The following is an 11,950-nucleotide window of genomic DNA, read 5'->3' on the forward strand; positions in this document are numbered from 1 at the left end:
TCCCACCCTCCAGGACGAAACAGCGAATGCTTACCTTTCTGTTACTTTCTGTTACATCTAGCTGCATGACACTTGCTGAATTCATCGCTATCGATGGCTATGCAGGCAGGGACGACGTGACCTTCAGAAAAACCTGTCTCTAGTAGGATTCAGATTTCTATCTTTGGGTAGTATAAGCAGCGCTCAATCTTAGAGTAGTGATTTGGGTCAAAGGCCAAATTAATCTACATCACAGATCGAAGGATTTCCTGAAAAATCCCTAAGGTTAAGAAAGAATATTGGCTCAGAGAGTTCCCTATAGATGCTTTTAGGGGCTAAAACTTAGCTATATTCAGGCTTGCTGTCTCTGAGCATCAGTGCTTCAACCGCTGAAATCGGGGTGACTTCCCCTTTGAGCAAGCGATAGACTTGGTAAGAAATAGGAACTGAAATTTCTTCTCGATCCGCTCGTTGAATCAGCACAGAAGCGGTGTTGACGCCTTCAGCGGTTCCTTCCAGCTCGGTTAAAATTTCAGGAAGAGTCTTGCCTTGAGCCAACCTGTAACCAACCTGATAATTGCGGCTGAGGCTGCTGTTGCAGGTAGCAAGTAAGTCACCAAGTCCTGACAATCCATAAAACGTTTCGGGTTGTGCCCCCCAGCAGTTGCCGATGCGGATGATTTCAGCTAAGCCACGGGTTAATAAAGCGGCTTTGGCATTGGTTCCCAGTTGCAACCCGTCACAAGTACCGGCAGCGATCGCCATCACGTTTTTTAGCGTTCCCCCCAGTTCCACTCCCAAAGGGTCAGCATTGGTATAAACCCGAAAACTGGGAGAAGAAAACACCGCTTGCACCGACGAGGCAGCGGCAGCGTCCCGGCTGGCTACCACAGTAGCGGCTGGCAATCCTTGTTGAATTTCTTTAGCAAGATTTGGTCCCGATAGAACTACCACTGGGCGAGTCGGAAATGTCGCCTGCCAAATCTGAGAAGGGGTGCAGGTGGTGACGGGATCTAACCCTTTGGTAGCGGTGACGAAAATTGGCTGAGAAGAGACAGCTTTTTGTACATTCGCCGCTACCTCGCCGACACCTTTCATTGAGATGGCTGATAAAACAATTTCAGCATCCTCTAGAACCGCCTCCAAGCTCATGGAAGATTGACGCGACCACACGTGGACGTGATGACCGTTCTGGGAGGCGAGAGAGGCAAGGGTTGTACCCCAAGCACCCGATCCAAGAATTGCTATAGTGAGTTTTGAGTTTTGACCCTTCGCTTCGCTCAAGGGGATGGTTTTGAGTTTTGAGTTAGAGGAATTCCGGTCACTCATAACTCTGGAATCGAGGATAGCGTTCCATCAATTCCCGCACCTGTTCGGCATGATAAGAACTTCGAGTCAGGGGAGAGGAGACGATTTGTAGGAAACCCAGCGACTCGCCGAACTGTTTCCACGCATCAAACTGCGCGGGTGTTATAAAGCTATCGACTTTCAAATGCTTTTGGGAGGGTTGGAGATATTGCCCGATAGTCAAAATATCGCAATCGACATCTCGTAAATCTTGCATTACCTGGCGGATTTCGGCGTCAGTTTCTCCTAGCCCTACCATCAAACCAGATTTTGTGTAGACCCAAGGAGCTAACTCGCGGGTTCGGTGTAGTAGTTTGAGCGATCGCTGATAATTTCCTTGAGGACGCACCCGCCGGTAAAGGCTGGGAACCGTTTCTGTATTGTGGTTTAGCACTTCTGGGGCTGCCTGGAGGAGCGTTTCGAGTGCCTCCCAGTTGCCGCACAAGTCAGGAATCAATACCTCAATTGTCGTCTTCGGTGAGGTGGCGCGAACCGCTTGAATGCAGCGGACAAACTGAGACGCACCGCCATCCGGCAAATCATCCCGGTTCACTGAGGTAATTACGACATGATTCAGTCGGAGTCTTCTAACTGCCTCCGCCAAGTTTTCTGGTTCCGTGGGGTCAAGCGCTTTAGGCTTTTTCTCAAAGTCGATATCGCAATAGGGACAAGCCCGCGTGCAGGCTGGTCCCATAATTAAAAATGTCGCTGTACCGGCTTGGAAACACTCGCCAATGTTGGGGCAAGAGGCTTCCTCACAAACGGTATTCAGCCCCAAATCCCGCAGAATTTCTTTAACACTACCGACCCGCTCCCACTGAGGCGCTTTGACGCGCAACCAATCTGGTTTAACAGCCACAACCCACTCTTTCCACTCTCAGTCATACAGAGTTAATAATATCAAGCATTCCTACTGCTTGTAATTAATTTCCTTTGACGTGAGTTTGTGAAAAGGGATAGAGCGTGATATCGTGGATGAAGATTGCCTTTATGGTAACGGGATGTGGCGCAGTTTGGTAGCGCACTTCGTTCGGGACGAAGGGGCCGCTGGTTCGAATCCAGTCATCCCGATTTTTATTTTGTGAATGACACTTGCGATGTCACCCTGAGGTGCGTCCAATAATTCTCATTTGACGATCGACAATGTTAGCCCTCGACTCCTCAACAGAGGTATCGGGAACAGGTTCATCAACGTTGTCATAATCATGACTTGCGTCATTCATACAGCACTTTTGAAGCTAGTGAGGTACGAGGATCGCCTAAAACCTTTGATTTTGGAAGCTTGACTGTACCTCATCCAGAAAGAAAACGCTGTATCTGCTTCATCAGAATAATCGGCGCGTGCGGTATCGGGGCCAGCATCCGGGGCAAGAAAACCGCTGCCACTCTTGTCAGCACCTACGGCATCAACGTGCTTTGGTTGATTTGAAGACATTGTTTTTCCTCCTGGTATAAGGCACAAATGATATTTCATAACTACAGGTTTTTGGCTCTTCATTACTTGGTATGCTAAAAAGTTGATTCCAAAACTTGAAAGGCTTACCTAGCAAGGTATAACGATTTTGGACTGTATTTTCTATTTAATAAACGCTAAATTGGCTTAAATTCATGGCTAGTATAGCTTGTGGCGCTTCTTGACTATAAATTTAGCATACCAACTACGGAAGAGCCAGGTTTTTTCTGTCAGTTATGCCGCAAGTGTTGAAATTTTATTGCAGCTATACATCAGCCTGAAGGCTTAGACTTAGTTGAGAGCGATCGCACTTTGGTGATGTAGTGAGATGGGATGCGATCGCGTCTTCATTTCGCCGTCAGCCAGTAATTTTGCTACCGCTAAATGTGATTTTTCAGCAGTCGGTGAGAAGAATAAATCAGGGAAGCGATCGCATACCCTTCCTAAAGTAGAATTAGGAAAGCCCGTGTTTGCTTGGTTCGCACAATATTGTAGGCTTATGCCAGCCTAGAAATTACTTGGTTGTAAGGCTAGAGGTAATATAGGCGATCGCATCCTTTCCCCTTCCTACACAAAAAACCGCGCCACAGTGCAGGTAAAATCGGGCAAAAGAGGCGAACTTAACTCATCATTATTTAGTAGCGTTGCTATCAATTTCAGCGTCGCATTTTCGCGGCGGTAGACTTCAACTTGTTGCAAGCGCCAATCAGCAATCCAATACTCTTGTACTCCCCGCGAGGCGTAAAGCTTGAGTTTAGCTTCTCTATCTCGGCGTTCATTCTCTACACCAGGCGACAACACCTCCACCACTAATTCTGGTGCGCCTGTCAGATGTCCCGCCTCGTCTAGCAAAACGGCTAATCGTTCGTTGCTAGCCCATACCACATCTGGTATAACGTTATCTGATTCGCTGAATAGCACCCCAGGGGTAATACTCGCCTCCCCCAAACCACTAGACACAGACCAAGCATCGACTTCTCGACAGATGTTAAAGCAGGTGCGTTGATGCTTCCAATGGGGCGCTCTGGTCATAAACAACTCTCCATCAATAATCTCATAGCGCGTACCTTCGTTTTCAGGTAAGAGGTTTATGTCTGTAGTAGTCCAACGCACTCCATCAGTTACCGTAGACTGCATAGGAGAACTCCTTTTCATTAGTTGTATATATAGTATCGCTATTAAAGAACCCGATTTCTCTCTTGAAACCGGGTTCTTTAATGATTTATAGCAGCAGTTACTAGCTAACGGCTACCTGCACTTTATCTTCAACGATTCTAACGGGAAAAGTAGGAATGCTTACGGTTTCGTCATCTAAGCATTGTCCGGTGAGCAAGTTAAAATTTTGCTTGTAGATGGGTGAAGCAACTTTGGGGATGCCATTGCGATCGCCTACAATTCCCCGCGACAAGACAAACGCTTTACTAAAGGGATCGTAATTGCCTAGAGCAAATACATCAGTTTCTTGTCCGACACGGAAAATCGCCACTTGTTGATTTTCAACTAAAGCACAGACTCCTGTGTTGGGCGCGATCGCTGACAGCGGACAAATATCAACCCATGTAGCAATTGTCTGACGAATCGGTAATGCTTGAACCATTTTCTTTTCCTATTGATTAAGGGTTTGACTGTAGCAAAAGCTAGAAAAAATTCAACACATTGCAGTTCAAACTAACTCAATAACTCGATATTTTGTTATTTGAACCGTACTGTATACTTCGCTTGATGTATGTTCCAAATACAGCACGGCTGCAATGTTCTTTCTGCCTGATTCCTGCTGCTTCCGCCTAATTTCTTCCGGGTCTACGGAATGTTTCTTGACACGAAACATTCCCATATACTTCCACCTAGCTCGATGTAGTTTGAGGAACACTGGAATAGCGCCTCCTTGTTGGCAGAGCATCTCAGCTTTCTGTTTCACTTTTGGTGAATCTTCTACCAGAACTTCATCAGGAGCTTTTGAGTCTAGGGTAGGCTTAAAACATCCACACACAATCTTTCCAGCACGCTGAGGAAGATAAGTTTGAAGTTCTCCACCCAATGCAGAATGAATTTGATAGCGCGTGTATGTTTTTCCTACTTCAAATAACATCAGTTTTTTTTGAACTGTAGGTAATGCACCAGAGCAGCAGTCAGCTTATTCTGAAATACTAACCAAAACCTTCTCGTGGTCATAAGCTGGACGTTTTTGCCCCCGTTCCTCTACATGAACTAAACTGGGATCGGACTGGTCGGAATTGACAAAGTGACGGAATCGCTTCACTTTTTCTGGATCTTCAATTGTGGCTTTCCACTCACACTGATAGGTGTTGACAAGGTGCTGCATTTCTGATTCTAATTCAGCACCAATACCCAAGGAATCTTCAATAACTACCTGCTTCAGGTACTCGATTCCCCCTTCCAGTTTATTGAACCAAGTTGCCGTGCGTTCTAGTCGATTCGCGGTGCGAATATAGAACATCAAGAACCGATCCAAATATTTAATCAGCGTTTCCTTGTCAATATCTGCTGCTAACAAAACTGCGTGTTGTGGCTTCATCCCACCATTGCCACACACATACAAATTCCAGCCATTTTCAGTGGCGATAATGCCAAAATCCTTGCTTTGAGCTTCGGCACACTCGCGGGTACAACCCGATACTGCTGATTTTAATTTGTGGGGCGATCGCAAGCCTCGATATCGCAGTTCGATCTCAATGGCAAAACTGGTAGAATCCTGCACTCCAAAGCGGCACCAGGTGCTACCCACACAAGATTTGACTGTGCGGAGTGCCTTACCATAAGCGTGTCCCGATTCAAATCCAGCATCTATCAGTCGCTGCCAAATTTGAGGTAATTGATCTACCCGCGCACCTAATAAATCGATCCGCTGTCCGCCAGTAATTTTGGTGTAAAGTCCAAAATCTTTGGCAACTTCTCCCAACACAATCAGCTGATCTGGCGTTAGTTCACCACCGGGAACTCTGGGGATTACTGAATAAGTTCCATCCTTCTGAATGTTTGCCAAGTAATAATCATTAGTATCCTGCAACCCGACGTGAGGCATTTCCAAAATATACTCGTTCCAAGTAGAAGCGAGAATAGAGGCGACAGCAGGCTTACAAATTTCACAACCCTTACCTTTCCCGTATTTTTGAATTAAATCTTCAAAAGTCAGGATTTTTTGAGAACGCACCAAGTGATAAAGTTCCTGACGGGAATAGGCGAAGTGTTCGCAGAGATGATTTTTTACTTCTATCCCCGCTTTCTTCATTTCAGACTTGAGGATATCTGTCACCAGTGGCACGCAACCGCCGCAACCTGTCCCGGCTTGAGTGCATTTCTTGACACTGGCAATCTCAGTGAGTTTTCCTTCTTGGATAGCGCTACAAATTTGCTCTTTGCTGACATTATTGCAAGAGCAAATTTGGGCAGTATCGGGTAAACTCTCCACACCCATGCCTACTGTAGTAGACTTGCCTTCGCGGGGTGGCATCAGCAAATCTTCTGGATGAGGCGGGAGCGCGATCGCATTCTGCACAAATTGCAGCAGCGTACCGTAAGCTGAAGCATCTCCTACTAAAATTCCGCCTAAAAGATGGCTACCATCTTCATTTAAAACCAGTTTTTTGTAAACACCCTGGATGGTATCAGTAATGGCAATTTCTTTAGCGCCGGGAGATTTGGCAAAGGCATCCCCGAAACTGGCAACATCCACTCCCAACAGTTTGAGTTTGGTGGACATATCCGCGCCGATAAAGCTGCTCGTCGCCGTTTTGCTCAGGATATCTGCCGCTACGCTTGCCATTGTATAGCCAGGAGCGACTAAGCCGTAGATACGATTTTGATAGAGGGCGCATTCTCCAATGGCATAAATATTTGGATCGGAAGTTTGGCAAGAATCGTTGATAATAATACCGCCGCGATCGCCTACTGCTAATCCACATCCTCTAGCGATTTCATCGCGAGGGCGAATTCCCGCAGAAAAGACAATCATATCTGTTTCTAACTCCTCACCATCAGCAAAGGTCATTTTGGCAACCTTGCCATCAATGCTGACAATTTCTGTTGTAGATTTATTGGTATGAATTGAAACCCCAATTTCTTCTATCTTGTTGCGAAGGATATTGCCACCGACATCATCAATTTGTAGCGGCATTAATCTGGGGGCAAACTCAACAACATGGGTTTTTAAGCCCATATTTTTGAGAGCATTCGCACATTCCAAACCTAATAAACCACCCCCAACGACGACACCAGTTTGGCAATTTTTAGCGTAGGCAGACATTGCCTCAAGGTCATCTATTGTCCGGTAGACAAAATTACCTTTAGCATCATTTCCTTTAATCGGCGGCACAAAAGGATAGGAACCTGTTGCTAGAACAATTTTGTCATAGGTAATGGTTATACCATTCGCTGATGTAACTGTTTTTTCTTCCCGATTAATCGCAACTGCCTTATCACCGATATGAATCTCAATTCCATTTTCTTGGTACAAACCCGGTTGAACTAATGATAAATCTGCCGCAGTTTTGCCTGAAAAGAAGCCACTCAAATTAACCCGATCGTAAGCAACACGAGGCTCTTCGCAAAAGGCGATCAAGTTCCATTCCTGTGCCGCTCCTTTGGCGATCATCAGTTCTAAAAACTTGTGCCCTACCATACCGTTGCCGATAACAATAAGATTCTTTTTGCCTGTCATGCAGTTTGATAACGCCTATTTTTACAATCTTCTTAATTATTCCTATAAAATATTTCCAAGTCAGTTTGTAAAAATTGTTACAGTAACCTGTTTGGCTATGCAGCGTGCGAATGATCCCGATTGTGTTTTTGCATGAGGAGTTAAAACTTTATACAAATGTGGGTCAACCGAGCAGCGATACTCATTTCAAATTGTTTGTACTACGCATTCAGCATAAAACTATAGGGGCAATGCATACATTGCCCCTACACCAAGAAACTTAAATTTGATTTGTAAGAAGTACACCCAAGAAATTCGATCTAGCAGCAAAGCGGCTGGAGCAATTACCTCTTCCCCGATTTAAGGCAAAAATTTCATCAATGTAGCCTCTAACTGAAGCAGGGTGGGCATTGCCCACCCTGCTTAACGAAAATGTGACTAAAGTTTTATTCTTCTTTTGGGCCAAAAATCATTTGTAGAAGCATCGGCTGACCGTCGGCGCGGTGATATTTATCTGCCCAATCCCGGATGACCAGATCCAGTTCTTGCATGGCTGCCTCAATTTGATCCGGTGGAATATCTAGTTCCTCTAGTATCCGCATCACATTCAGCTGTCGGTCTGCCCAATCTTTCATGAGTCGGAAGTACCGGGCGGTATCCTCAATCATGATATAGGTGCGTTCTTCGTCCTCGGCGGGTGAGTAGGAAGCGCGGGTGAGGGCGTAGAAGGGCAATCCCCAAGGAGAATCAATTCGCGTTACCGTGCCGGAATAGATTAAGCGCCGCTTGATATGTTCGGCAAACGCTTCGCTCAAAGGGATGCGGCGTTCTTCTGGCAAGTCTTCCTGAGACCGGCTGTGGAGAAATTCAATTAATTCCAGAAACTGAAAGGCGTTGATTAGCTGGGCATCCGGCAGATTATTTGGCAGTTTTTCCTCAAGGTATCGCTTTTCGTCAGCGGTAAGGCTGGTGCTATAGATGCGCGATCGCCCCGGTTGCCACGGAAACTGCTCCATCCAAACATAGGGAAACTGAATTAAATACCGAGGTTCTTGGGAACCCAGCATCTTCAGCAGTTTTCCTTCAGTCAGAGCTTGCCGAACTTCCTCTACGATGACTTTGACTCGCTTCGGCTCAATGTGGTGCAGGTGCCCCGTCATCCGGATATTTTGACCCTGCTCCAAATAAGTCATGTAAATCGCACACTTTGCCGCTGTGGCAGCAGCATCCAGAAAGGCTCCGTGTCGGTGCCCGCCGGTTCTCATCGCACTGAAGGCCAGATAAAACATGATCTGATCCATCGCACCGGGGCTGAGGCTTTTGATCAGATCCAGGTCGTTGCTCATATCAGGGGTGATCGCATCGCAAGGGTACAAAACTCTGGTTCCTTGGTGAAAATGGTGAAAACCTTATGGTTCCACATTCGCAGTGAGTTCAATTCACTCGCTGAAACTATTGAACTCCAGGCACCCCGATAGCATAAATGTAAATAATCTCTAATTATAGAAAAGGACGGCATAATATATAGCTTTTGTCAGGGAATAAATTTCCCGCGACAGGCAAACTTGGAAAAATAGTGCCTCAAGGACACCGACACAAACCCGCTAGGAATTGGTTTGCTGCCTTGAGATAAACTTTCATCGCCCTCAGTCGCCAGGTGAAAAGCCGATCTATGACTTGTTCAGATTTGGCTAAATAGAGGATAATTTTAGACGGGAGCGATATATTTGGGCGCAAACGCATCTCGGCGTCCGGTTCCTTTATCCGGAGACGGTTCATTCGTAGGTTTCATCAATACGGCTAGATCGGAAGATGTGGATGGCAGTAGCTTGGCGGAGGCGGAGGCAGACTCGATCTCCAAAAAATTACCTGAAGAGATTGATAGTAAGCTCAACAACATGATAGAGGTGTAAGGGCGCATAGCAGATGTCCGTGTCAGGGTTATAGTCCCTGATACGGTGTTCTTGATCGTCAACCAGGAAAAATTTCGATCGGAGCTTAGTCGGTTCCGATCGAATTCTGCTTTGCCTTAGGGTTAGAGGTACGATGCTTAAGGCTCAAAAACGGGTGCTGTAGCTGCGGCGGCGATAATCTTTTCCACAACCAACCATTTGCCCGATTGATTGAGATAGCCCCACACACAGAGCATCTGCCGATCGAGGCAGGTTTGGAGTTCCCGGTTTACTTCTGGGCGCAAGGCGATCGCTATCCAGGTTTGCTCTCCCCCAGCAGCTGTCTCCTCTAAAGTGAAGGTGTAATCTTGCTCGGCATGGCGATGGAAGATGCCACGAAAGAGTGCTGATTCCCCATCTCTCTGTTTCGTAAACGGTGGGGGATCGTCCATGTATTTTGAATCCTGAGGCGTCTGGGGTTCGAGGTAAGGGCAGTTGCCATCGCAGGGATAGGTGTCAGGGTGATCTAAGTAATCCCGTTGCCTGTGCAGCCAGTCGGCGCGATCGCGCGGTAAATTGAACAGAGGGATAATCGCTGCTGGCGATCGCTCATCTTCCAACAATGCTGCTTGCAGCACTCGGACGGGTAAATCTCTGGGTTGACAACTTCGCTGCACGCAAAGCGCCGCCGCCATCCCCGCTGCCTGACCAATATTCATGACGATGGGCTGTAACCGGGTGGCACCGTTGGCAATATGGGAGACGGAGATATTTTTTTCGCAAACCAGCAGTCCATCCACTGACTCTGGAATTAGGCAAGTGTAGGGAAGGGTGAAAGGAGTGCCAGTCCAGCGTCCACCCCAGCGAATTGATTTTGGTTTAAGAATAAAATTGTAGTTGGGGTAATGGTGGTCGTTGGGGTAGTTGCCAAGCGCGATCGCATTCACCTCCCCAGCAGCATCCACAGGCATTGGTGCGACCCTTCCTCCCGCCACTGGCAAGATATCCTGCTCTCGCACGGTAGCGAGTCCTACAAGGCGTCTGCTTTCCCGATAGTAAGGGTGCAGCGCATAAGCACCCCCACCTAGAGAGTTTTGAGTTTTGGATTCGGGAGTCAGGAGTGAGGGGAAGATTTGAGTCGCTAAGCCGTAACGCCGCCCCAGCTTAGTTTGAATAAAGCGGACAAAGCTTTGAGTGTGCCACAGACTCTCTTGAAGAAATTGATGCCGCGCCGCCTCCGACTCTACCAGACGCCCCACTCCTTCACCATAGTCATTGCCGCACAGAGGCCAGTTGATCATCAACAGATTCCCCGGTAAACGTCCATAATTGAGAAACTGCTCCCAACCGTGGTCCCAGGTACCTTGGAAGGATGGAGGAAGGATAAAAGATGAAGGAGTAAGTTGAATTTCAGACGCGATCGCTTCCTCACCGAAATCTTGCATAATCGCCACCCAAGTAGGAGCCTGCACTGGGTATCGCTGAGTCAATTCATTGGGAAAAAGAGGGGCGCTGGGTTCGCCAAACTCCGATTGCAATTCCCATCCCCAGCGGTACGGCACAGATGCCAGAGGCAGCAAGTCTCCTAGTTCTGTGCCATCTAGGGCGATTTTGGATTGAACGGTGAAATCGGCAAATCGAACGCCAATGATGCGATCGCCTTTTCGCAAAACCTCTAAGGGCAGTCGCCCCGCAATCCAGTGTAGATTTGGCAATTCTCGTACCCAATCTGCAAATACCTGGGCACCAATACGCGGATCGTAACTAAACAAACTCACCCAACTATTGTTTAAACCCCCCATCTGCCGAGAACGCAATTCCCCCAGAAACTCACCCCAAAGCCCCGTCTGAAAGGCAGCAAGTTCATTGCCATCCGGGGCAGAAACCCCCGCTGAGGTTAGCATCCCCCCCAGCCAAGTAAATTCACTCACCAGCATTGTCTTGGCACCGCGACGGGCAGCTTGTATAGCGGCTGCGGTTCCTCCCGTCCCACCTCCCACAACCAAGACATCAGCTGTAAATGTTTGATTTACCATTTGTAAATTTTTCTACACGCGAAAAGATAATTTATTTATTAAATTTTTCGGATATTTCGTTTATGTAGTATGTATTATAGTATTGCGAGGGGACAAGCTATATCATCATTATCCGGGAGAAGCACCATGTTAAAGCACATTGTGCCTGTGGATTCAGTCATGAATTCCCAACAAGAGGTGAACTACATTAAGCAACTAGAGCGCATACTAAACCTTGAAAAGTCCCAAGCAAAACTGGTAGCAGGCAACGGAGAAGAATTTTACATTCCGGAATCAGTTCATCAAGTTCTGCGTGAAGTCGTCCATGCAATGTCATTGGGTCAGGCTATATCCATAGTCCCCCACGAGCGCGAATTAACAACACAAGAAGCAGCTGATATTCTCAACGTCTCACGCCCCCATCTAATCAAGTTATTAGAGCAGGCGGAAATTCCTTACATTACAGTGGGAACGCATCGACGTATTCGCTCTGAAGATTTGATGAAATACAAAGAGCAGCGGGACAATAAGCGCGGTCAGCTTTTGGATAAGCTTATCGAGATGACCGAGGAAGCTGGCTTATACGAGGACGACGAATAATTCAAGC

General features: G+C 47.0%; 12 protein-coding genes and 1 tRNA gene. 2 read left to right on the forward strand and 11 right to left on the reverse strand.

Annotation, left to right across the window (positions count from 1 at the left end; genetic code table 11):
* Positions 1-321: 321 nt before the first annotated feature.
* Both ACFW2W_RS25240 and lipA read right to left on the reverse strand, forming a co-directional pair.
* On the reverse strand, positions 322-1,308 hold the full coding sequence (locus tag ACFW2W_RS25240) for an NAD(P)H-dependent glycerol-3-phosphate dehydrogenase (protein ID WP_378184520.1): 987 nt from the start codon (positions 1,306-1,308) through the stop codon (positions 322-324).
* Entirely contained in the window at positions 1,301-2,185 is an 885-nt protein-coding gene (lipA, locus tag ACFW2W_RS25245; protein ID WP_378184521.1) for a lipoyl synthase, read from the reverse strand. Before lipA ends, ACFW2W_RS25240 begins: the two co-directional genes overlap by 8 nt.
* A 138-nt stretch (positions 2,186-2,323) precedes the next feature.
* Between lipA and ACFW2W_RS25250 the strand changes: the two genes are divergently transcribed.
* Positions 2,324-2,397 (forward strand) — tRNA-Pro (locus tag ACFW2W_RS25250).
* 29 nt (positions 2,398-2,426) lie between these two features.
* On the opposite strand, the gene ACFW2W_RS25255 is transcribed toward ACFW2W_RS25250, so the two are convergent.
* From ACFW2W_RS25255 to ACFW2W_RS25295, 9 genes are all read right to left on the reverse strand, one after another.
* On the reverse strand, positions 2,427-2,549 hold the full coding sequence (locus ACFW2W_RS25255) for a hypothetical protein (protein ID WP_378184522.1): 123 nt from the start codon (positions 2,547-2,549) through the stop codon (positions 2,427-2,429).
* Positions 2,546-2,761: a hypothetical protein gene (locus ACFW2W_RS25260; protein ID WP_378184523.1), complete on the reverse strand. Its 216-nt coding sequence runs from the start codon at positions 2,759-2,761 to the stop codon at positions 2,546-2,548. Before ACFW2W_RS25260 ends, ACFW2W_RS25255 begins: the two co-directional genes overlap by 4 nt.
* Positions 2,762-3,346: 585 nt before the next feature.
* Complete coding sequence (locus ACFW2W_RS25265) at positions 3,347-3,916, reverse strand: Uma2 family endonuclease (RefSeq protein ID WP_378184524.1); 570 nt, start codon at positions 3,914-3,916, stop codon at positions 3,347-3,349.
* Positions 3,917-4,016: 100 nt separating this feature from the next.
* The gene (gene nirD, locus ACFW2W_RS25270; RefSeq protein ID WP_378184525.1) at positions 4,017-4,376 is read right to left on the reverse strand and encodes a nitrite reductase small subunit NirD; all 360 of its coding nucleotides are present in this window, start codon (positions 4,374-4,376) and stop codon (positions 4,017-4,019) included.
* Between the two features lie 66 nt (positions 4,377-4,442).
* Entirely contained in the window at positions 4,443-4,868 is a 426-nt protein-coding gene (locus tag ACFW2W_RS25275; RefSeq protein WP_378184526.1) for a hypothetical protein, read from the reverse strand.
* A 45-nt stretch (positions 4,869-4,913) separates the two neighbouring features.
* Entirely contained in the window at positions 4,914-7,457 is a 2,544-nt protein-coding gene (gene nirB / locus ACFW2W_RS25280; protein WP_378184527.1) for a nitrite reductase large subunit NirB, read from the reverse strand.
* 425 nt (positions 7,458-7,882) lie between these two features.
* Positions 7,883-8,782: a heterocyst differentiation master regulator HetR gene (hetR, locus tag ACFW2W_RS25285; protein WP_378184671.1), complete on the reverse strand. Its 900-nt coding sequence runs from the start codon at positions 8,780-8,782 to the stop codon at positions 7,883-7,885.
* Positions 8,783-9,144: 362 nt separating this feature from the next.
* Positions 9,145-9,297, reverse strand: a complete 153-nt coding sequence (locus ACFW2W_RS25290; protein WP_378184528.1) for a hypothetical protein — start codon at positions 9,295-9,297, stop codon at positions 9,145-9,147.
* Between the two features lie 189 nt (positions 9,298-9,486).
* Entirely contained in the window at positions 9,487-11,364 is a 1,878-nt protein-coding gene (locus ACFW2W_RS25295; RefSeq protein ID WP_378184529.1) for an FAD-dependent oxidoreductase, read from the reverse strand.
* A gap of 126 nt (positions 11,365-11,490) precedes the next feature.
* Between ACFW2W_RS25295 and ACFW2W_RS25300 the strand changes: the two genes are divergently transcribed.
* Positions 11,491-11,943 carry a helix-turn-helix domain-containing protein gene (locus ACFW2W_RS25300; RefSeq protein WP_378184530.1) on the forward strand — a complete coding sequence of 151 codons (453 nt, stop codon included), beginning with the start codon at positions 11,491-11,493 and terminating at the stop codon, positions 11,941-11,943.
* The last annotated feature ends 7 nt before the right edge of the window (positions 11,944-11,950 follow it).

Origin of the sequence: Coleofasciculus sp. H7-2 (genome assembly GCF_042747725.1) — a bacterium.
GTDB lineage: Bacteria > Cyanobacteriota > Cyanobacteriia > Cyanobacteriales > FACHB-T130 > FACHB-T130.